Source organism: Desulfofundulus salinus, assembly GCF_003627965.1.
GTDB classification, from domain to species: Bacteria; Bacillota; Desulfotomaculia; order Desulfotomaculales; family Desulfovirgulaceae; genus Desulfofundulus; species Desulfofundulus salinus.
Window position 1 is genome coordinate 2,429,450 of the sequence record NZ_RBWE01000001.1, and the last position, 21,010, is coordinate 2,450,459.

At 56.9% G+C, this 21,010-nt stretch carries 18 protein-coding genes and 1 other annotated feature; of the genes, 5 read left to right on the forward strand and 13 right to left on the reverse strand.

Features of this window, described 5'->3' with window-relative positions; all coding sequences use genetic code 11:
• The first annotated feature begins 159 nt into the window (after positions 1-159).
• The 3 genes from D7024_RS12325 to D7024_RS12335 all read left to right on the forward strand — a co-directional run bounded on the left by D7024_RS12325 (position 160) and on the right by D7024_RS12335 (position 3,701).
• Positions 160-798: a succinate dehydrogenase/fumarate reductase transmembrane subunit gene (locus D7024_RS12325; RefSeq protein ID WP_121452066.1), complete on the forward strand. Its 639-nt coding sequence runs from the start codon at positions 160-162 to the stop codon at positions 796-798.
• The gene (locus D7024_RS12330) at positions 795-2,630 is read left to right on the forward strand and encodes a fumarate reductase flavoprotein subunit (protein ID WP_121452067.1); all 1,836 of its coding nucleotides are present in this window, start codon (positions 795-797) and stop codon (positions 2,628-2,630) included. The genes D7024_RS12325 and D7024_RS12330 overlap by 4 nt, the downstream gene beginning before the upstream one ends.
• A 321-nt stretch (positions 2,631-2,951) precedes the next feature.
• Complete coding sequence (locus D7024_RS12335; protein WP_121452068.1) at positions 2,952-3,701, forward strand: fumarate reductase iron-sulfur subunit; 750 nt, start codon at positions 2,952-2,954, stop codon at positions 3,699-3,701.
• A gap of 410 nt (positions 3,702-4,111) precedes the next feature.
• Here the strand turns inward: D7024_RS12335 and nadD are convergent, their stop codons facing one another.
• The gene (gene nadD / locus D7024_RS12345; RefSeq protein ID WP_121452574.1) at positions 4,112-4,726 is read right to left on the reverse strand and encodes a nicotinate-nucleotide adenylyltransferase; all 615 of its coding nucleotides are present in this window, start codon (positions 4,724-4,726) and stop codon (positions 4,112-4,114) included.
• Between the two features lie 204 nt (positions 4,727-4,930).
• Here nadD and D7024_RS12350 point away from each other — a divergent pair, with 204 nt between their 5' ends.
• A complete protein-coding gene (locus D7024_RS12350; protein WP_121452070.1) occupies positions 4,931-5,839 on the forward strand; it encodes a selenium metabolism-associated LysR family transcriptional regulator in 909 nt (302 codons plus the stop codon).
• A gap of 78 nt (positions 5,840-5,917) precedes the next feature.
• Here the strand turns inward: D7024_RS12350 and D7024_RS12355 are convergent, their stop codons facing one another.
• Both D7024_RS12355 and proB read right to left on the reverse strand, forming a co-directional pair.
• The gene (locus D7024_RS12355) at positions 5,918-7,180 is read right to left on the reverse strand and encodes a glutamate-5-semialdehyde dehydrogenase (RefSeq protein WP_121452071.1); all 1,263 of its coding nucleotides are present in this window, start codon (positions 7,178-7,180) and stop codon (positions 5,918-5,920) included.
• Positions 7,181-7,216: 36 nt separating this feature from the next.
• Positions 7,217-8,341, reverse strand: coding sequence for a glutamate 5-kinase (gene proB / locus D7024_RS12360; RefSeq protein WP_121452072.1), 1,125 nt, complete (start codon positions 8,339-8,341; stop codon positions 7,217-7,219).
• A gap of 185 nt (positions 8,342-8,526) precedes the next feature.
• Here proB and D7024_RS12365 point away from each other — a divergent pair, with 185 nt between their 5' ends.
• Entirely contained in the window at positions 8,527-10,236 is a 1,710-nt protein-coding gene (locus D7024_RS12365) for a stalk domain-containing protein (RefSeq protein WP_121452575.1), read from the forward strand.
• Between the two features lie 44 nt (positions 10,237-10,280).
• Here the strand turns inward: D7024_RS12365 and obgE are convergent, their stop codons facing one another.
• The 10 genes from obgE to D7024_RS12415 form a co-directional block, all read right to left on the reverse strand.
• Complete coding sequence (gene obgE / locus D7024_RS12370) at positions 10,281-11,546, reverse strand: GTPase ObgE (RefSeq protein ID WP_121452073.1); 1,266 nt, start codon at positions 11,544-11,546, stop codon at positions 10,281-10,283.
• A 41-nt stretch (positions 11,547-11,587) separates the two neighbouring features.
• Entirely contained in the window at positions 11,588-12,178 is a 591-nt protein-coding gene (locus D7024_RS12375; protein WP_121452074.1) for a Spo0B domain-containing protein, read from the reverse strand.
• A gap of 115 nt (positions 12,179-12,293) precedes the next feature.
• On the reverse strand, positions 12,294-12,563 hold the full coding sequence (gene rpmA / locus D7024_RS12380) for a 50S ribosomal protein L27 (protein WP_072868462.1): 270 nt from the start codon (positions 12,561-12,563) through the stop codon (positions 12,294-12,296).
• 44 nt (positions 12,564-12,607) lie between these two features.
• Positions 12,608-12,919, reverse strand: coding sequence for a 50S ribosomal protein L21 (rplU, locus tag D7024_RS12385; protein ID WP_072868463.1), 312 nt, complete (start codon positions 12,917-12,919; stop codon positions 12,608-12,610).
• 12 nt (positions 12,920-12,931) lie between these two features.
• Positions 12,932-13,010 (reverse strand) — a sequence feature (ribosomal protein L21 leader region).
• 548 nt (positions 13,011-13,558) lie between these two features.
• On the reverse strand, positions 13,559-15,241 hold the full coding sequence (locus tag D7024_RS12390) for an Rne/Rng family ribonuclease (RefSeq protein ID WP_121452075.1): 1,683 nt from the start codon (positions 15,239-15,241) through the stop codon (positions 13,559-13,561).
• Between the two features lie 21 nt (positions 15,242-15,262).
• Positions 15,263-15,952, reverse strand: a complete 690-nt coding sequence (locus D7024_RS12395) for a TIGR03936 family radical SAM-associated protein (RefSeq protein ID WP_165859361.1) — start codon at positions 15,950-15,952, stop codon at positions 15,263-15,265.
• 323 nt (positions 15,953-16,275) lie between these two features.
• Complete coding sequence (locus D7024_RS12400; protein WP_121452077.1) at positions 16,276-18,141, reverse strand: TIGR03960 family B12-binding radical SAM protein; 1,866 nt, start codon at positions 18,139-18,141, stop codon at positions 16,276-16,278.
• 107 nt (positions 18,142-18,248) lie between these two features.
• Positions 18,249-19,130 (reverse strand): M50 family metallopeptidase, encoded by an 882-nt coding sequence (locus D7024_RS12405; protein WP_121452078.1) that lies wholly within the window; start codon positions 19,128-19,130, stop codon positions 18,249-18,251.
• Between the two features lie 10 nt (positions 19,131-19,140).
• Positions 19,141-19,878, reverse strand: coding sequence for a M23 family metallopeptidase (locus D7024_RS12410; protein WP_121452079.1), 738 nt, complete (start codon positions 19,876-19,878; stop codon positions 19,141-19,143).
• A gap of 64 nt (positions 19,879-19,942) precedes the next feature.
• On the reverse strand, positions 19,943-20,623 hold the full coding sequence (locus tag D7024_RS12415) for a carboxypeptidase-like regulatory domain-containing protein (RefSeq protein WP_165859362.1): 681 nt from the start codon (positions 20,621-20,623) through the stop codon (positions 19,943-19,945).
• Positions 20,624-21,010: the final 387 nt, after the last annotated feature.

Below are 21,010 nucleotides of genomic sequence, written 5' to 3' on the forward strand. Positions count from 1 at the left end.
CTTAAGAGGTCAAGTTTTTTCTCGCTTTGTTCGCATAAGTCTCCTTCAGCCCGAAAAGGCAACGGCCTTAAAATTTGGCACAAAAATTGCGAGGGGCAATCTATCGCCGCGGCAAAAAGTTAAAGGATGCAACATCATTACCAAAGAAAGGGGAGTCCCATGACCACGCAAGAAAAACTGCTCACCCGCAATCCCCGGGCCGATCTGCTGGTGGATCTGGCTGAGCTGGTCAGCGGTCTTTTACTTGTCGGGTTCCTGTGGACCCACATGTTATTTGTGGCCTCCATATTGCTCGGCGGCAGGACCTTTGACCGGTTGTCAATCTTTTTGGACGAGTATTACCTCTCTTATATCGGCATTCCTTTTATTATCGTGGTGGCCCTGGTCCATATCGTGACAGCCGGCAGACGAATCCCCAACAAATGGCATGAGCAGCGCATTATCCTGCGCCATAGCAAAATGCTGGGCCACACCGACACCTGGATATGGGTTTTCCAAACCATCACCGGCATGGCCATTCTGGTTCTGGCCGGCATTCACGTCTGGATGGTCCTGGCCGGCTGGCCCATCCGGGCTATTACCAGTGCCGAGCGGATACAATCCTTCCTCTGGTTTTATATCGTCCTGCTCCTGGTGGGCGAATACCACGCCGGTTTTGGACTTTACCGCCAGTTTGTGAAATGGGGTTGGATTAACAGGCATACCATTGGAGTGGTACTGAAAACTATAACGGTAATCATCGTGGCCCTGGGAGCAGTCACCCTGTGGGCCTTCATGCGGCTAGGAGGTGCACAATGAGCGTCTACCAAACCCTCACCACGGATGTATTAGTCATCGGTGCCGGCCTGGCCGGAGAACGCACGGCCATTGAAGCGGCAACCCACGGGCTGGACGTGATTATCTTAAGCCTGGTTCCTCCCCGGCGCTCCCATAGTACCGCAGCCCAGGGGGGAATGCAGGCTTCTTTGGGAAACTGCGCCATGGGTTACGGGGACAACCCGGACATTCACTTTGAAGATACGGTAAAAGGTTCCGACTGGGGCTGCGATCAGGATGTGGCCCGCCTCTTTGCCAACACCGCCCCCATAGCCGTACGGCAGATGGCCTACTGGGGAGTGCCCTGGAACCGGGTTGTAGCCGGCAGGAAAACCCTCCCCGATGGCCGGGAAATAGAGGACTTAAAGGAATACGAAGGATTGATTACGGCCCGGGATTTCGGGGGTACGGCCAAGTGGCGCACCTGCTACACCTCCGACGGCACGGGACACACCCTGCAGTACACCATGGACAGCATCGTCATCAAAATGGGTATCACCGTCCACGACCGCATGGAGGCCATCGCCCTGATTCATGACGGCGAGAACTGCTACGGGGCGGTGGCCCGCTGCCTGCGCACCGGCCAGCTCCATGCCTACCTGGCTCGCTCCACTGTCATTGCCACGGGCGGCTACGGCCGGCTGTACGGGATTTCCACCAATGCCGTGATCAACGAGGGCAGCGGCATGTTCCTGGCCCTGGAAACGGGCGTGGTACCACTGGGCAATATGGAGGCGGTCCAGTTTCACCCCACGGGGATGGTGCCGGTGGGGATTCTGATCACGGAAGGTGCCCGGGGTGATGGCGGGTACTTGCTGGACAAAAACCTTCACCGCTTCATGCCCGACTACGAACCAAAGAAAAAGGAACTGGCTTCCCGGGACGTGGTCTCGAGGCGCATGATCCAGCATATCCGCAAAGGTTACGGCGTGGAAAGCAAGTGGGGCCCCCACCTGTGGCTGGATATCCGCCACCTGGGACGGAAACATATTTATACCAACCTGCGGGAAATTGCCAACATATGTAAGAACTTTGCCGGCATCGACCCGGCCAAAGACCTGATTCCCGTACGTCCCACCCAGCATTACAGCATGGGGGGAGTCAGAACCAACATCGACGGACATGCCTACGGTTTAAAGGGCTTATTTGCCGTGGGAGAGGCCGCCTGCTGGGACCTGCACGGCTTCAACCGCCTGGGGGGCAATTCCCTGGCCGAAACCATTGTGGCCGGCATGGTGGTGGGCAAGAAGGTGGCCGAATACACCCTGGGAGCCGCTCTGGATTGCCCCCTTAAGCTGGTGGATGAGCACGTCAAACGTCAGGAAAACAGGATAAACGATCTCATTTCCGGCCGGCTGGGCAACGAAAATGTTTACGAGCTCCGCAAGCAGATGGAAGACACCCTGATGGAATACGTGGGCATCTTCCGCAACGGTCCCGATTTGCAAAAGGCCGTGGACAAGCTCCAGGAGCTTTACCGGCGCTCCTTAAGGCTGGGGCTGCGGTCCAGCGGGAAATATGCCAACCCGGAACTGGCCTCCGCCTTAAGGCTGCCCGGCATGATCCGCCTGGCCCTGTGCATAGCCTATGGTGCTTTAAACCGCACCGAGAGCCGGGGCAGCCACGCCCGGGAAGACTACCCCTACCGGGACGACGTGAACTGGCTCAAGCGCACCCTGGCCTACTGGCCGCCGGGAGCTGAACTGCCGGTCCTGAAATATGAGCCGGTAAAAATCACCGAACTCCCGCCGGGAGACCGGGGCTACGGCGAATCGTCGGCGGCAAATGCCGCCAAGCCGGAAAATGTTCAGTAGAAAACCACTGCAGTCCCCCGGGAAGCACGGCGTTGTCACAAGCGAACGACTTGCAAAGCGCCGGTAACAGCACCCGGCGAAGCGAGGCCGCCGGCTCGGCTCTCGAGGACGCAAGATTAGCCAACCGGAAGAAAAGTTTGAAACACATTAGTTAAGAACTTGCAACGAAGCGCAATTAGTTACGGGCAATCCGCAGAGAGCCAGAGCCGGCCCGAAGCGAGCCGCGGTGCTGTCGGCGCGGAGCACTGGAGTGAGCGAGGGACAACGCCGTGCCACGAAAGGTCAAAGCAACAACAGCCGCACATGATAAGGAGGAGAATCATGGCTGAACGCCTGCTGACTTTCAGCATCTTCCGCTACAACCCCAACACGCCGGAAATAAAGCCCTACATGCAGGAGTACAAGCTCGAGGAAATGCCGGGCATGACCCTGTTTGTGGCCTTAAATAAAATCCGGGAGGAACAGGACCCCTCCCTGATGTTTGACTTCGTGTGCCGGGCGGCCATCTGCGGCTCCTGTGCCATGCTGGTGAACGGGAAGCCCCGCCTGGCTTGCAAAACCCTCACCAAAGACCTGCCGTCCAGGATTACCCTCTTCCCCCTGCCGGTATTCAAGCTCGTCGGGGACCTCTCGGTGGACACGGGCACCTGGTTCAGGCACATGTCCCTGAAGACGGAAGCCTGGATCCATACAACCAAAGAATTCGATCCCCAGGCCCAGGAAGAGCGCATGGACAACGAAACGGCCCTGAAAATTTACGAGGCGGAGCGGTGCATTGAATGCGGGTGCTGCATTGCCGGCTGCGCCACGGCCAATATCCGGGAAGATTTCATCGGAGCGGCGGGCATAAACCGGGTGGCCCGGTTTATGGTCGACCCCCGGGATGAACGCAGCCCGCAGGAATATTTCGAAGTGGTGGGCACGGAAGAGGGCACCTTTGGCTGCGTGGGCCTTATGGCCTGCGAAGACAACTGCCCCATGGAGCTGCCCCTGCAAATGCAGCTGGCCTACGTGCGCCGCAAGCTGGCCGCGGCCGGTCTTGCTGCCAGGCCGCAAACCAGGGCCGGTTAATAGCGAAGTTTTTTAAGATACCGTCGTAAAACTAAAAGGTGTGGGCGGGGCGGCGGTCGTCGCTAAGGAGCGACTTGCGGAGGGCCGGATACGAAACACGGCGCAGCTGAGGTTAGCGAACCGGCAGTGCGAATCGCGCTGGTAACAGTATCTATAGAATAATAAAACTGCTTAAGTTGTAGTTTTCCGTGAATAGAGATAACTTCCGTCGCATATGCAGCGCTGCCAGGTTCGCTCCGAAGCAAGCCGATGTTTCGTCCGGTCCGGAGCACGGAGCGACTGGGGACGACCGCCGCCCAAGTGGTTATGCGACAGTATCTTTATGCCGATCCAGGGTAAAACAAAAAAATTGCCCGCCGGCAGGGCGGCATCCCTCTTCAGGTGCCGCCCTGCCGCGCGGGCCATTTTTTTCATTTATACAGCCCCCGGTTCAAGATGTACGCCTCTACCGGCTCGGGCAGAAGATACTTGATGGGACGCCCTTCCTGCACGCGGGCCCTGATTTCCGTGGAAGAAATGGCCAGGGCCGGCACTTCCATCGGGATAATGCGCTTTACGTACTCCGGACCTATCCCCGCCAGCCGGCGCTTTAAATTTCCCAGCGGGTAGCCGGGCCGGGTAGCAGCAATAAACCAGCACATTTCCAGCAATTCATTTACGTTTTTCCAGTTCAATATTTCCAGTACCGCATCCGCACCGGTAATAAAAAAAATTTCTGCCCCCGGGTAAAGATTCCGGACCTCCCGCACCGTATCAATAGTGTAGGAGTACCCCGGCCGGTCCACTTCGATGGTGGATGTATCAAAGTAGGGGTTGCTGGCCACGGCCAGTTCGGTCATAATCCACCGGTGGTGGGGGTCGGTAATTTTCCGCTTCGTTTTGTGGGGGGGGCGGCCGGCAGGAATAAAAATAACCTTTTCCAGTTGAAAGGTATGACGGGCCCCCTCGGCGGCAACCAGGTGTCCGTAGTGGATGGGGTCGAAGGTACCGCCCATGATGCCCAATCTTTTCAGCGTCTGTGCCATAAGCCAAAACCTCAGCACCATTTTAATGGCCCGGGCAACAAAAAGCAACCCCTTGTTGACACGATTTGCGGGTGCGTATAGAATTAGTAAGGGCTATAAAGCATATAAAAATTCATTTTCTTACGACAACCCTGACATATTACACCCGCGTTCAAATACCTGCGTTTAGGGTGTACACAAATATACACAACTGGAGGGTAGACAGTGCTCGATCACCAATTGCGAGTTTTTGTAACAGTAGCGGAAAAGAAGAATTTTTCCCGGGCCGCCGAAGTATTAAATCTCACCCAGCCGGCCATCAGCCAGCACATCCACGCCCTGGAAGAGCACTACCGGGCACGGCTCTTTGACCGGTCAAATAAAAAGGTGGAGCTGACCCAGGCCGGTACCATCCTTTATTCCTACGCCAAAAAAATTTTAAACCTGCACCAGGAGGCCGAACGGGCGGTAACCGACCTTATTGAACTGGTTACCGGAAAGATTGCGGTGGGGGCCAGCATGACCATTGGGGAGTACGTGCTGCCCCGGCTGCTGGGCGCCTTTGCCCAGAAGTATCCCGATGTGGAGCTGGCCATGACCATCGGCAACACGGCCATGGTCTATGAACAAACCCTGGAAGGAAGCATTGACATCGGCCTGGTGGAGGGGCCGGTGGAGCATGCCCACCTGCAGGTGGAACCTTTTCTCACCGATGAAATGGTGCTCATCGTCTCCCCGGGACATCCACTGGCCGGCAAATCCCAGGCTACGGGAGAGGACCTGGAATCCTGCACCTTCATCCTCCGGGAGGAAGGTTCCGGCACCCGTGTGGCCGCGGAAAACGCCCTGCGCCAGATGGATGTTACACCGGCCAGGATAATTGTCATGGGCAGCACCCAGGCCATTAAGCAGGCCGTGGAAGCGGGCCTGGGCATCTCCTTCCTTTCCAAGTGGACCATCCGCAAAGAACTGGCCCTGGGTACCATCAAACCCGTACGGCTGAAGGATCTGAACATAACCAGGGAGTTCAAAATCATCCGCAACCGGACCAAGTTCCAGTCCCGGGCCTGCGATGAATTCGCCCGGTTTATCACCTCTGAGGAGGTAATAGCGGCCCTGCAGGCCAGGGCTTAAACGCAAAGTAATTGCGGAAAAAAGGACAGGCCTTTTGTCCAAAGCCTGTCCTTTACTTTTCAATCCCTAAATAACGCATTAACTCCGGATTTGACCCTCGCCAAAAACAATATACTTGTAAGTGGTTAGCTCCTTCAACCCCATGGGGCCCCGGGCATGGAGCTTCTGGGTGGAAATGCCGATCTCCGCCCCAAAACCGTACTGGTAACCGTCTGTAAAACGGGTGGAGGCGTTTACATATACCGCCGCCGCATCCACTTCCCGCAAAAACCGCCTGGCCCTGGCATAATCCCGGGTGACGATGGCCTCGGAATGCCTGGTGCCGTAGCGGTAGATATGCTCCATGGCCTCCTCCATGGATTCCACCACCTTCACGGCCAGGATCAGGTCCAGGTACTCCGTCGCCCAATCCTCCTCTGTGGCCGGTACTACCCAGGGCGCCAGCTCACGCGTCTTCTCGCATCCCCGTACCTCTACCCCGGCCTCCTTTAAATCCTCCAAAAGCCCCGGCAGCAGCTCCCGGGCCACCTCCTGGTGTACCAGCAGCGTTTCCATGGCATTGCAAACTCCGGGACGCTGGCATTTGGCATTGATCACGATAGAACGGGCCATTTCCAGATCGGCACCTTCGTCCACATAAACGTGGCAGTTGCCCACGCCCGTTTCAATTACCGGGACCGTGGCATTCTCGACCACCGCCCGGATTAATCCCGCCCCGCCCCGGGGAATAAGTACATCCAAAAGACCGTTCAGCTTAAGCATTACATTCACTGCCGCCCGATCGGTGTTTTCAATGAGCTCAATGGCTCCGGCGGGGATACCTGAGCGTTCGGCGGCCGACGCAATGACGGTCACAATGGCGCGGTTGGAATTGATGGCCTCAGAGCCACCCCGCAGCACTACGGCGTTACCTGCTTTCAAACACAGGCCGGCGGCATCCACAGTAACATTGGGCCGGGCCTCGTAAATCATCCCCACTACCCCCAGGGGAACACGCATGCGTCCCACCTGCAGGCCGTTGGGCCGCAGCCACATGGACTCGATCTCCCCCACCGGATCGGGCAGGGAAGCCACGGCCCTCAACCCTTCGGCCATATCCTCAATCCGCTCGGGGGTGAGCAGCAAACGGTCGATGAGTGCCCGTGATAAGCCCTTCTCCCGGCCGGCCCGCACATCAACCTCGTTGGCTGCCAGGATGCTCTCCTGGTTCTTGACCAGGCTGTCGGCCATGGCCAAAAGGGCGCGGTCCTTAACCTCAGTGGAAAGGTAGGCCAGATGCCGGGCGGCCTCCCTGGCTTTTTGAGCTTTCTCCCTAACCTCTCGCTCAATTTGTTCGATCATCTTTCCCTACCCCCTGTTAATACCATGACGGCATACTTAAATATCCAGCACCAGGTTATTGCGGTGGACCACCTCATCGTAGTCCTTATGCCCCAATACCCGGGCAATTTCTTTGGTCTGTAAACCCTTGATGCGTTCCACTTCGGCAGAGGAATAGTTCACTATACCCCGGGCAATTTCTTTACCTGTAGCATCGCAGATGCTCACGGTGTTCCCCATCTCAAAGGAACCTTCCACCCGGATAATCCCCGAAGGCAAAAGGCTCTTCCCGTTTTCCACCAGCGCCCGCGCCGCTCCTTCATCAACGTAGATGCGGCCGTGCACCGTGGAGCTGTAGGCAATCCAGCACTTTTTTTTCTCCAGCCGGCTGCAGGGCCAGAATACCGTGCCCAGGGGTTCGCCGGCCACCACCCGCCTTACCACGTCCTTTTCGGAAGAACCGGCCAGCACGGTAATGATCCCCGAGTGCATGGCAATGCGTGCCGCCTGCAGCTTGGTCACAATACCGCCGGTGCCCAGGGACGTACCCGCCCCTCCGGAAATGGCTTCCAGTTCCGGCGTGATTTCGTTCACTTCCGCAATTAGCCTGGCCCCGCTGTTTTTGCGGGGATCGGCATCGTAAAGGCCGTCTATATCCGATAAAAGAATCAGCAACTCGGCATCCACCAGCGTGGCCACCAGGGCCGCCAGGTTGTCGTTGTCCCCCAGCTTTATTTCCTCCACCGCCACCGTGTCATTTTCATTGATAACGGGTACCACGCCCAGGCGCAAAAGGGTATACATGGTGTTGCGGGCGTTTAAAAATCGCTTGCGTTCGCTGAAATCCTCCCGGGTTAGGAGGACCTGTCCCACGGCAACACCGTATTCGGCAAAGAACTTTTCATACATATGCATGAGCATACCCTGGCCTACCGCCGCGGCGGCCTGTTTTTCAGGAATGGTCCTGGGACGGCGGGTGTAGCCCAAACGGTGCTGTCCTACCCCAATGGCTCCCGAAGTGACCAGAAGCACTTCTTTACCCTGGTTGTGTAAATCCGCCAGTTGTCTCACCAGCTGTTCCATCTGGGAAAGGTTGGGCCGCCCGGTGGGATAGATAATGGAACTGGAACCCACTTTGACCACAACCCGTTTGATATGGCGGAAATCCCTCTCCCCGGCCATGAAAATCACCACCGGCAACAGTATACCATAAACCATGGACCGGTGCCAAAAGATACTATTGCGTGACAGAACCATTAAAATTACCGGTTTTGTGGAACCAAAAGCCAGCCGGGGATGTCTATTAAATAGAGCTATAGTTTAAAAATGCCAAATATTAAGAAGGAGGTATGCAGCAGGTGCCATTGATGAAAGGATTTATCCATGGAAAGTTCCCGGTTTTTTTACCGGTCCTTTGCCTGTTTGCCTTTTCTTTTATAGCCCCGGCGGCTGCCGGCGCCGGCACGGTTGTCCTGAAGCTGTCCTCCAACCAGGCAGTAGTTGACGGGGCGGTTTACCCCCTCCCAAAGGCACCGGCAATTAAGGACGGGGTCGCCCTGGTGCCTTTGCGCTTTCTGGTGGAAACGCTGGGCATGGAAGTACACTGGGACAGCCGGTCCCGGGAGATAACCATTAAAGGACAGGAGCGAAAGATACATCTCAAACCGGAAAGCAAAGAGGCAGTGGTTGAAGGCCAGATCCAGCAACTGCCCTGCGCGCCCACCATCAGCGGCGGCACTACCCTGGTACCCCTGCGTTTCGTGGCCGAAACCTTAAAATGCCAGGTTTTCTACGATGCTCCCAGCCGGGAAATCAGAATTACCCTACCTCCGCCACCGCCCCCGCCAAACCGGCCCCCGGTGGCCCGTTTCGAGATCGAAAAGACCACCGTGGCCCAGGGGGAGACAGTCATTTACCGGGATGAAAGTTATGACCCCGATGGGGACGGGCTGGTGGAAGTGAAATGGACGGGCAGGCAGCGGGCCTTTTTCAAACCGGGGGAATATACCGTTACCCTGCAGGTCAAGGACAGCCGCGGTGCGTGGAGCGAACCAGCCAGCAAAATCATTACCGTCACCGAAGAAGTGCTCATGGACGAGGTAACCTATAACCTGCACCACCCCATCCCGGGGGAACCCCTGGATTTGTCAGCGGTTAAGGTGCTCGATCTGCCGGCCGTCGACCCGGCCACCGCTATGAACAGGGATATGTTAATGGTCAGCAACAGCCCGGAGGTCATTACCGGGGAAGGGATCCTGTATGCCGATACCCTGCTGGGAACGGCCCGGCTTTATTACCACCACATTAACGGGAACACCGTCAAACAGCACGTTTATCTCCTGGCCACCAACAACGGTTTTGACACAGCCACGGTAACCATCAGGGAAAAGGCCACTGCCGGCCCCGGGGACCCCATGGCCGCAGGGCGGGTGGCCACCCACCGCTACCTGGCGGCCGGGGCGGAACAGTCCCGGACCATTTACCTGGCGCCGGGGGAAAGCAAAATTCTAAACGAGGGTCACAAGCCCATTGCGCCGGGGCTATGTGTGCACGGCATTTTTGATATACATACCGACCGGGAGGTACTCTTTTCCGTGGTGGCCACGGAAGGCCGGGATCCCATAACAGCATATCGTGATCTGGCCGTGCTTCCCCCGGATGGCAAGCACATCCGGGGCACCTTTCCCCTGGCCAACCGGTTCCTGTCGGTACACCTTTACGAAAACAAGCCAGCCCGGCTGGTTATTGCCGATGGCGGGGGTGATTCCTTCCTTTACGGCAGGGATGGGGTCACCAACCTTCTGGGATATAATAAGGGCAACTACGGTGTGCTCTACGAAATAACCATTGAGTCGAAGCACCGCATGGGCGTGTTTTTCTCGCCCCGGGGCGGGCCCTTTGCCGGCGCGGCCACCTGGGACGGCCAGCCCTTCTACCTGCCCAACCGGGGCGTGCTGAACCCACCCGGCCAGGGGGCGCTGGTGGGCATCATCGAACCCGGGCAGCAAAAAACCCTGCGCTTCATGCCTCCGGCGGCATCCTACCTGCCGATCAACCTGGTTTTTATACCTTTTTAGGTTAAGAGTGAAAGGCCTTCCCCTTAAGTGGAGAAGGCCTTCTTTCACTCAATGTAAGTAAACTCAAATTTCCCGATGCGCACCGTGTCCCCCTCCCGGATGCCCGCTTCCCTTAAGGCATCTTCCAAACCCATCCGGGAAATGACCCGCTGCAGTCTTTCCACCGCCTCTTCGTTCTCCAGGTCGGTCATGGCCACGTGGCGCTCGATCTCCCGTCCTTCCACTACAAACACTCCATTCTGGCGGGATACGGTAAACCGGGGTTCCTCTACCCTGGTTACGCGCACCCTTTCCTCAACCACTGGCTCCGGGGCCGGGAGCCGGTCAAGCAATTCAGCCAGGCGATAAATCAGGGGAGTTGTGCCTTCCCCGTTCAAGGCACTGATGGGGAAAATTTCGTACCTGTCACCCAGGGCCTCACGCAAACGGTCCAGGTTCTCCGTGGCCCCGGGTAAATCCATTTTATTTGCGGCCACCACCATGGGGCGTATCGCCAGGGCCGGGTCATAGAGGGCCAGCTCCCGGTTGATGATTTCAAAATCCTTCAGAGGATCCCGTCCCTCACTCCCGGCAATATCCAGGACGTGCACCAAAAGGCGCGTCCGTTCCGTGTGGCGTAGAAACTGGTGGCCCAACCCGGCACCGGCGTGGGCCCCTTCAATGAGGCCGGGTATGTCGGCCATGACAAAACTGCGCCCCTCGTCCACCCGCACCACGCCCAAATTGGGCACCAGGGTGGTGAAGGGGTAGTCGGCAATTTTGGGGCGGGCGGCTGATACCCTGGCGATCAGGGTGGATTTGCCGGCGTTAGGAAAACCCACCAGTCCCACATCGGCCAGCAGCTTGAGTTCCAGTTCCAACCAGCGTTCCTCTCCCGGCTCGCCTTTTTCGGCCATGCGGGGAGCCCTGTTCACCGCACTGGCAAAACGGGCATTCCCCCGTCCTCCCCGTCCTCCCCGGGCCACCACCACTTCCTGCCCGGGGTATACCAGGTCGGCAATCACTTCCCCGGTAGCGGCATCCCGCACCAGCGTACCCGGGGGGACCCTGAGGATCAGGTCCTCCCCCTGCCTGCCGTGCATGTTCTTACCCATGCCGTGCTGGCCCCGCCCGGCCTTGTAATGACGCTGGTAGCGGAAATCCACCAGGGTGCGCAGGCCCGGATCCACTTTCAGGATTACGTTCCCGCCCCGGCCGCCGTCACCCCCCGCCGGCCCGCCTTCGGGGACGTACTTTTCCCGGCGAAAGGCCACGCACCCGTTTCCGCCGTCTCCTCCCTTGACATAAATCTTTGCGGTATCAAAAAACATACTCTTTCACCTTTGCTTATTATGTACCCCATTAAAATGGTTCAGGACTCCCGGCGGGAAAAAACAAGTAAAATTTCAAAGGAACTTTCGCCGTCCTTCTGAACCTCAACCACCTCCGCCCGACCATCATGACCGGCCAGAAGCCTGTTAACGGCGGATATTTTCTCCTTGAGCGGTTCGCAAGGGGTCACCGCCGGAAAAACCAAACGGCAGGTGTAGCAGTCTTCCGACTCCCGCAGGGTAATCTCCAGGCGGCGGTTTGTAACCTCGGGCGATGACAGGCAAGACAAAGCCTGGAAAAAGGCCGTTTCCAGGGCGGTACCCACCTGTTCCCCGGAAACGGAGCAATCGGCCAGATTGCATTGAATGTCGTAATCTACTTCAACCTGTAAATTGGCGGCCCCGGCGAGGGCTGCCAGAAATGCCGCGGTGGCCTCGGGCATCTGCAAATGGATGATTTTAGCCAGGCGCTCCAGTTCCCGGGCCACTTCCAGGAGATATTCCCGCGCCTTTTCCCCCTTATTCATTTGAATAAACCCGGAGATTACCTGTAAGTGGTTGAGAAAGTCGTGCCTTTGCAGGCGGATAAACTCCAGCAGGGATTTTAACTCCATGAAACCTTCCTCCAGCATTATACTCGACAGGTTAACTTTTTCTATTCTATTCAGAAAAAGGGAATCCCTGCCGGCAAAAAAAGTCTGGCGAGAAAAATCAAGGCCAGCCCAAAGCTGGCCCGTGTCAAATCTTCTAAGCTTGCAATGCCGCCACCGGGATCACGCTAACCTGCTTTTTATCGCGCCCTTTGCGGTGGAAGGAAACCACACCGTCTACCAGAGCAAACAGAGTATCGTCGCCGCCTTTACCTACATTACGCCCCGGGTGAATGCGGGTTCCCCGCTGCCGTACCAGAATGCTTCCGGCGGTGACAAACTGACCGTCCTGACGCTTTACGCCGAGAAACTTGGGATTGGAATCCCGGCCGTTACGTGAACTACCAACACCTTTTTTATGCGCCATAATTCTCACCTCCTGCTAAAGCCGGCCCCAAAAGCAGGGCTTCTTTAGGCTTCGATTTTTTCAACGATAACCTCGGTAAAAGGTTGCCTGTGCCCTTTTTTACGGCGGTAGTTTTTCTTGGGCTTATACTTAAAGACGATAATCTTGGGACCCCGGCCGTGGCGCACGGCTTTTAAGATTACCCTGGCTCCTTCCACCACCGGGCTGCCCACGCGGAGCTCCCCGTCCTTTTCCACGGCCAGCACCTGGTCGATTTCCACCACTTCGCCGGGTTCCACCGCCAGCTTTTCCACCAGCAGGGTGTCCCCCTCACAAACCCGGTACTGCTTGCCACCTGTGGCAATTATGGCGTACAAAGATAAAACCTCCCCTTTTTCAGGTCTCGCCGAAAGCAGGTAGGGCTTTTTGCCCTTTTATAAAACCCCTTTCGTGCGGTTGCGGCAGCGCGAAAACTGCCTACGGTATAACATTTTAACACAACCGGTAGTTTTGTCAAGCAAATGACGGCAACAGGTCCGTGTCAAGATTCAGCAGGTATCTCCTCAGAAAATAGTACTTGCCTGCCGGTAAATGTTCAGTCAACCCGCTTAAGGGCACGGCATTATCCCGCTCACTCATATGCTCCGCGCCGACAGCACCACGGCTCGCTTCGGGCCGGCTCTGGCTCTCTGCGGATTGCCATCGATACTGTTTTTATGCTGTTTCACTTTTTCTACCCGATGTGGTTCTTCTACATTTCTCTCGCCTGGTTTCGTTGGCGTCCTCGAGAGCCGAGCCGACAACCTCGCTTCACCGGGTGCTGTTACCGGCGCTCCGCAAAATCGTTCGCTCTGGACAACGCCGTGCCTTTGTAGTTAACAGAGCGGTTCTACTGAACATTTACGCCTGCCGCTTGCACGCGCTCTCCGGTGAGCCTCGCTTCGTGCAAAACCGCGGCCATTTTCATCTTCTGTTGGTGGCTTCGCCGGGAAATAAAAATGGGGCCAGGCCGGGAATTACTTCACCAACCTGGCCCGGGCGTAGGTGCGGTAAACTTTGCTTACCTCTACGGGCACCGTTTCGCCCACCAGGGAACCGGCCCCTTCAATGTCCAGGATAAAGCCGTCAATGCGGGCAATCCCGTCATTGGTGTTGGAGATATGGGGTTCTTCCACCTTCACCTCCAGCACCTGGCCGGGCTTGACCGGCAAAGTGTGGGCAATAACTTCCTCTTTATTGTAGAGCGGCCGGATGCTTACCGATTCTATATGCTGCCCCTGGGAACCGCGGATGTAAAGGTTTTTGCCCGTTTTCTGCTCCAGCTCCCGCAAGTTAACGCCCCCGCTACCAATTAGCCGGCCAGCCACCAGGGGGTGGGCCTCCACCAAAATGGTGTCGGCGCTGGTACGCCGGGCCAGTTCAATGATGCGGTTCTTGAAATGAATGCCCACCGTTTCCTCCGAGAGCACCTTACCCCGCCCCTCACAATAAGGGCAGGGGCGCTGCAATACCTCAGACAGGCTGGGACGGACCTTCTTTCTGGTCATTTCCACCAGCCCCAGCTGGGTGATGCCCAGGATATTGGTCCTGGTTTTGTCCTTTTTGATTTCTTCTTCCAGGACTTTTAAAACCTGGCGCCGGTGCCCTTCCTGCTGCATGTCAATGAAGTCGATAATGATGATCCCGCCTATATTGCGCAGACGCAGCTGGCGGGCTATTTCCACTGCCGCATCCAGGTTGGTTTTCAGCACCGTGTCCTCCAGGTTGGTGCTGCCCACATACTTGCCAGTATTAACATCTATCACGGTGAGGGCCTCGGCCTGATCGATCACCAGGTAACCGCCGCACTTGAGCCAGACTTTACGTTTAAGCGCCCGTTCAATTTCCTGTTCAATGCCGTAATCCTGGAAGATATTTTCCCTTTCTTCTAAAAACACCTTGTATTTCAGCTTCGGCGAAGTGATGTCTAAAAGCTCCATAATTTTTTCATACTCGGAGCGGGAATCCACCGTCAGGCGGTCCACATCTTCAGTAAAAACGTCCCGCAGGATGCGCTGGATCAGTTCCAGATCCCGGTGGATCAGATTGGGCACCGGTCCCTGGCCGGCCCGGTGAAGGATCTTGCGCCAGAGCCTGGTAAGCATATGCACATCCTGGGCAAAGTCTTCCTCTTCAACCCCCTCAGCCACCGTGCGCACGATTAAACCCATGCCTTCAGGTTTCAAGCTGGCGGCCAGCTCTTTTAACCTTTCCCGTTCCCGCTCCTGTTCAATGCGCCGGGAAATGCCGATGTAATCCATGGTGGGCATTAAAACCACATAACGCCCGGGCAGGGTAACGTGGGTGGTCACCCGCGGCCCCTTTGTGCCAACTGGTTCTTTGACAATCTGGACAATCACATCCTGGCCCTTTTTTAATATATCGGTAATGCTGGACCCCAGTCCGTGATGATGAAAACCGTTGCCCGCACGGGGCGGCAGGGCGTCCTCCACATATAAAAAGGCGTTCTTGTCTAAACCGATGTCTACAAAGGCCGCCTGCATGCCGGGTAGAACATTTTCCACCCGGCCGCGGAAAATATTGCCCACCAGGCGCTGCTGGAAAGAACGTTCAATATACATTTCCACCAGCACCCGGTCTTCCAGCACCGCTACCCGGGTTTCCTCTTCTCCCGCATTAATCACAATTTCCTTAAACAAAACCAAAACCTTCTTTCAAATTTAACCTCCATAGAATTTTTCTGGTTCCGCCGGGTATAGGCCCGTCCGGATCACATCGGGCTGCTCATCTTTAACCGGAAGCCCGAACCGCTCCGCCAGCACCAGCACCACTTCTTCCGGGCGCACGGTTCCACGGTTACCCACGGCAAGGCTCATCTCCAGCCTGATGCGGCCATCTTCCAGCCGGCCGGACAGGGCATAAATGCCCGGGCGGATATCCAGGACCTTTTCCCTGTTCTCCCCGGCCCGGCGGGTAATGATGACTTCCGGGGTCTCAAGCAGCCCGTCAATGCTCCTTTGCAGGTCTTCCTGCGTAATTTCCCGCGCCAGGGATACGTCCACCCGGTAGGTGGCTTTTTCAAGGGTGGCCATCAGTGCCGGCGCGTCACCGGGAATGCGCCATACCCGGGTCATCTTAAGTCCCCGGGGAAGCTGATCGCTCAGGCGCTTAAGCATTTCATCCACCGGGAGCGCGGCCACCAGCTCCAGGTCTAAATACTCCTTTTCCCCCTTTACCCCCACTGGTAAAGGCGCCCCCAGGCTGAAACGGGGGTGGGGGTTAAACCCCTGGGAGAAGGCCAGGGGCAGCCCGGCCCGGCGCATGGCCCGCTCGAGGGTGCGCACCAGGTCCAGGTGGGAGATGAAACGGGCCGGGCCTTCTTTGCGAAACTCAATCCGGTAACGGGGCAAAATGGATACCTCCTGTATTATATTACGCGCGGTAAATATTCAGTAAAACCGTTATGAGGAGGATGCGGCGCTGTCCGGAGCGAACGACTTGCGAAGCGCCGGTAACAGCACCCGGTGAAGCGAGGCTGCCGGCTCGGCTCTCGAGGACGCATGATAAGCTACCCGGAAGAAAACCATTTAAGACATATTGTTTCAAGAGGTAACAACGAAGAATGATTAGTGGCGGGCAATCCGCAGAGAGCCAGAGCCGGCCCGAAGCGAACCGCGGTGCTGTCGGCGCGGAGCACTGGAGTGAGCGGGGACAGCGCCGCATCCAACCGGGTTTACTGAATATTTACTACGCGCGGATCTTGGTCCAGTACTTCCGGTTCGATCTCCAGGGTGGGGCAGAGCCCGCAGCCCGGGCACCTGCCAGTACGGCAGTCGGGTGTAGCCTTCCCCTCCATGGCCCTTTTGTGTTCCAGGACCAGGTACTTCCTGCTCACACCGGCATCAATGTGATCCCAGGGCAAAAGGTCGTCGTAAGCATAACGCCGGTAGGCATACCAGGCCGGATCCAGGCCGGCCATACGAAATGCTTCCTGCCATTTGGCAAAGTCAAAACACTCGGACCAGCCGTCAAACCGGCAGCCCAGCCGCCAGGCCTCTTCCAGCACCCGGTCCAGGCGCCGGTCTCCCCGGGCCAGAACGGCCTCCAAAAAGCTGGTTTCGACCTCATGCCAGTGGAAAACCAGCCCTTTTTCCTTTAACAGCCCCCGCAGGGTTTTTTGCCGGCGGTGCAGCTCATCCATTTCCACCTGGGGCTCCCACTGGAAGGGTGTATGGGATTTGGGCACAAAGGAGGAGGCGCTGACCGTTACTTTTAGCCTGTTCCCGGGCACACCCAGTTCCCTTCCCCGGGCCAGCACCTGCCGGGCCAGCCCGGCAATACCCTTAAGGTCCTCTTCCCGTTCCGTAGGCAGGCCGATCATGAAGTAAAGCTTGATGGCCGACCAGCCGGCAGCAAAGGCGGCCGAAACCGCCTCCATGAGGTTTTCTTCTGTCACGCCCTTATTGATCACATCCCGCAGGCGCTGGGTGCCAGCCTCGGGGGCAAAAGTCAGACTGGCCCGGCGCACCCGCTGTACTTCCCGGGCCAGGGCTACCGAAAAGGCATCCACCCGTAGTGAGGGCAGGGATACACTTACCCCCATATCCCCCAATTGATCAAGCAAAGAGCGCACCACTTCCTGAACCCGGGAGTAGTCGGCCGTACTCAGGGATACCAGGGAAATCTCGTCGTACCCCGTGTGTTTGACAATTTCACTGGCCTGGCGCAGCAGGGTGGCCGGGCTTTTTTCCCGTACGGGCCGGTAAATTACCCCGGCCTGGCAAAAGCGACAACCCCGGGTACACCCTCTCTGCACCTCCAGCATACCCCGGTCGTGGACCACACCCAGGTAAGGAACCAGCGGTTTCACGGGAAAAGGAACCCGGTCAAAGTCGCGGATGACCCGTTTGGTCACCTTTGGCGGCACGCCGTCGGCAATGGGCTCAATGGCGGAAAGGGTTCCGTCGGAGCGATACTCCACCCGGTACAGGGAAGGAACATAAATGCCGGCAATTTCCGCCGCCCGGCGCAAAAAATGCCGGCGGTCGGCCCGGTGCCCGCCCAGCTCCAGGTACAGGTCCAGTAGTTCATGAAAAACTTCTTCTCCCTCACCAATGACAAAAAGGTCAATAAAACTGGCCAGGGGTTCGGGATTAAAAGCACATGGCCCCCCGGCAATCACCAGGGGGTGTTCCGAACCCCGCTGGTCGCTGCGCAAAGGGATACCCGCAAGATCCAGCATATTTAATATATTGGTAAAAGTCATTTCGTATTGCAGGGTAAAAGCCAGGATGTCGAAGTCCGCTACCGGCCGGTGTGACTCCAGGGTAAAGAGGGGTAGTCCCCGGCGGCGCATTTGACTCTCCATATCCACCCACGGGGCGAAGGTGCGCTCCATGAGCGCGTCCTCCCGGCCGTTCACTACATGATAAAGGATCTGCAGGCCAAGGTGGGACATGCCCACCTCGTAAACGTCGGGAAAGGCAAAGGCTACCCTTACGGGAGTTTTGTCCCAGTCCTTATATACGGCATTCCATTCCCCGCCCACATAGCGGGCCGGTTTTTGTACCCGGTGTAACACCTGCTCCAGCTCGATCATAAAACCCTCCTGCTTGTATTATTGCCCGGGGAAAGACGCCTTAAAACTATTTTACCTGTTTAACCAATAGTTGTAAATAGCCTGGAGATAGCGTCATATTTTATATTTTAAAGGGGCCGCAAAGGCAGACGGCCCACAGGCAGGTCTACCCCGTGGCTCAACAAACCATCAATAATCTGGGCTTCGGTAAGAAACCCTTTATACTGCCACTGGCGGTCAAGAACCAGCACCAGGTGAAACTTCTGGGGTAAAAATGGTTTGACAATTTTGCCCAGGGGGACGTCTTCCAGGGCAATCAGCGGCTGCACGGGAAGCACGCCAGCCCTCAGGATTTCACCCTTTTTACCGGCCAGTTGACCCATGAACAGGTAGGGGGCCATGCCCCGCTCCCGGGTGGCGGCAAAAAACAAAAAGAGCCCTGTGAACAGAATATCTAAACCAGTAAAACCAAACAACAACCCCAGGGAGCCCAGCAGCACCACGGCCACGGCAAAGACCTGCCCCAGGGTGGCCGCCCGGTAGGTGGCCTCCTTTATGCTCATCCTGCCGGCCAGGCCGGCGCGGTAAACCCGGCCGCCATCAAGGGGCAGGGCGGGCAGGAGATTGAAGGCGGCAATGAGCAGGTTGCACTGGAGAAAAAAAGGCCCCAGTTCATCATGCCATAAACCGTAGTTTTTCATGGCCAGGCCCAAAAGAACCATAACCACATTGCATAACGGTCCGGCCGCGGCCACATAAACTTCCTTGACGGGATCCAGGACCAGTTCACTGCCCATGCGGGTCACCCCGCCGAAGGGCAATAATTCCACTTCGTTCACCGGCACTCCCAGGTACCGGGCACAGGCCACATGGGCAAGCTCATGAACCAGCACTACGGCAAAGGCCACCAGCCCCTTGCCCAGGATGCCGGCCACAAAGAAGAGGCCCAAAAGGGCCAGGAAAAAGGTATTCAGGTATAAATCCACCCCCATGATTCGCCCCAGGCGCATAAAAACCACCTCAAAACTGCAACTTGACCAGGGGATCGATCAACCTTCCCTTTTCCCGCACTTCAAAATGCAAACCGCCGCCGGCCACATCGCCCTTGTCCCCCACTTCAGCCAGTTTTTGCCCCGCGGCCACCTGCTGCCCGGAGGTCACGGCGATCCCGGTCAACCCGGCGTATAAAGTGTAATCCCCCTCCCCGTGATCAAGGAGCACAAACCGGCCCAGGGAAGGATCCTCTCCTACCCTGACTACCCGGCCCTCCCGGGCCGCTTTCACGGGCGTACCCACTGGCGCGGCAATATCAATACCCGAATGGAAACGCTCCAGGTCATCCAGAGGATCCTGCACCCACCCGAACCCCCGCACCACCTTGCCCGAAACGGGGATCTGGAAACGTCCCTCCCCACCGGCAGGAGCCATGGTCTGGCGGGTGCCCGGGGTTATATCGCCGGGAAAAGGCTGATCCACGTTAACCATTTGCAGGGCCAGCTGCACAACCTTTTGCACCACGGGCTGGTAGTTCCACTCGGTGGTCAAAAGGTAGCGCAGGCCTTCCCGCACATGTTCCCCCCCCGGATAAGGAATCTCCCGGGCCAGGAGCAGAATGGCAAGGATAACCACAGCCACCATACCCCGCCAGAACCAGCTGTTACCCCGGCTACCCCTGGAAGGGGAGTACCGGTATAACCAGTCCTCCGTACGTGGATGCTCGGAGATGGGGTATTTTCTTCTCGGCCTGCTCCAAAGCAAGATTCATCCCCCCTGCTGGAAAAATTATATTGGACAGGGGGGACAAATATGACAAGCCCCGGTCTTAATTTGCCGCGACATCCTTCTGGTCCAGCCGGCGGTGTAGCACAAAATTTACCGTATCCTGGAGCATCAGGACGGCGATTTCTTCCCGGGGCTCATAATGGGACGCCTGGACCCGCACCCGGTAGGTGCCGGCATCAATGCCTTCGAAGGCATAACTGCCGTCGGCAGCGGTAGTGGTTTCGTAAAGCACCTCTTCCTGCTCCATGTCCAGCACCTGGACCTTTGCCCCAGCCACAGGCTGTCCCGTGGCAAAGGCCGTCACCCTCCCATTTAAGCTGACCGGGGAAAGATATTCCACCTCAATGTCCAGCCGGCCAATGACACTGATGCGTCCCGGACGCATGGTAGTTTTCTCTATCCCCACTTCATGGCGAATGGAAAGGATGTCCCGGGGATGGGCCAGCGGCCTCAACCGGATAAAGGTGGTGGTGTCGACCAGACTGCTGAAACAACGGGGGCTCTGGCCATTTTGACCAGGGAGATCAGTGGCGGGAGGAGCTACGGCAAAAAGTTTGATAGTCGCCTGCACCTGCAGGACGTTGTTTTCCAACACACGGTGGGTTAATGATTCCACCCGGGGGAATATCCTCACCCCGGCTATGGCAGGGTGAACCGTAACCGAGCCGTACCAGTTTATGCGTTTTTTTGTTATTTGACGCACGGCGCTGCCCTTGGCCAACAGCATAACCTCCCGCAAAGCAAATTGTTACTTGTATTTTTCCCCGCAGGATACCACCCAAAACAGGATTACTACACATCATACAACTCCAGCCCTTAATTTTCCTGGGCTGTTGTTGATTTATTACATCTTATGTAATATAATATTACAGAAAGTGTAATATCCTGGGAGGCGCGTGACTTTGCCCGGTAGATTATTTCCTGTCGGCGGCCCTGTTTCAGAAAAAGACATCGTGGACAGAGAGGATTTTATTGCTTCCCTTTAGACAAGGCTGGCTGATGGACTGGATTACCTGATTGCTAAAGGAATCATTGAAAAAAGCGGGCGCGGGGCGTATAAATTCGTTGAACCGATGTTTCAGGAGTATATTTTGCGCGAGCCCCGGTA

Coding starts and splice junctions, on each gene's coding strand:
- D7024_RS12325 (WP_121452066.1), top strand. CDS start 160: ATGACCACGCAAGAAAAACTGCTCACCCGCAATCCCCGGGCCGATCTG.
- D7024_RS12330 (WP_121452067.1), top strand. CDS start 795: ATGAGCGTCTACCAAACCCTCACCACGGATGTATTAGTCATCGGTGCC.
- D7024_RS12375 (WP_121452074.1), bottom strand. CDS start 12,178: ATGCTGGAGGAAGGTTTCATGGAGTTAAAATCCCTGCTGGAGTTTATC.
- D7024_RS12400 (WP_121452077.1), bottom strand. CDS start 18,141: ATGATCGAGCTGGAGCAGGTGTTACACCGGGTACAAAAACCGGCCCGC.
- D7024_RS12405 (WP_121452078.1), bottom strand. CDS start 19,130: ATGCGCCTGGGGCGAATCATGGGGGTGGATTTATACCTGAATACCTTT.
- obgE (WP_121452073.1), bottom strand. CDS start 11,546: ATGTTTTTTGATACCGCAAAGATTTATGTCAAGGGAGGAGACGGCGGA.
- nadD (WP_121452574.1), bottom strand. CDS start 4,726: ATGGCACAGACGCTGAAAAGATTGGGCATCATGGGCGGTACCTTCGAC.
- proB (WP_121452072.1), bottom strand. CDS start 8,341: ATGGCCGGGGAGAGGGATTTCCGCCATATCAAACGGGTTGTGGTCAAA.
- D7024_RS12355 (WP_121452071.1), bottom strand. CDS start 7,180: ATGATCGAACAAATTGAGCGAGAGGTTAGGGAGAAAGCTCAAAAAGCC.
- D7024_RS12335 (WP_121452068.1), top strand. CDS start 2,952: ATGGCTGAACGCCTGCTGACTTTCAGCATCTTCCGCTACAACCCCAAC.
- D7024_RS12365 (WP_121452575.1), top strand. CDS start 8,527: ATGAAAGGATTTATCCATGGAAAGTTCCCGGTTTTTTTACCGGTCCTT.
- rpmA (WP_072868462.1), bottom strand. CDS start 12,563: ATGGCGCATAAAAAAGGTGTTGGTAGTTCACGTAACGGCCGGGATTCC.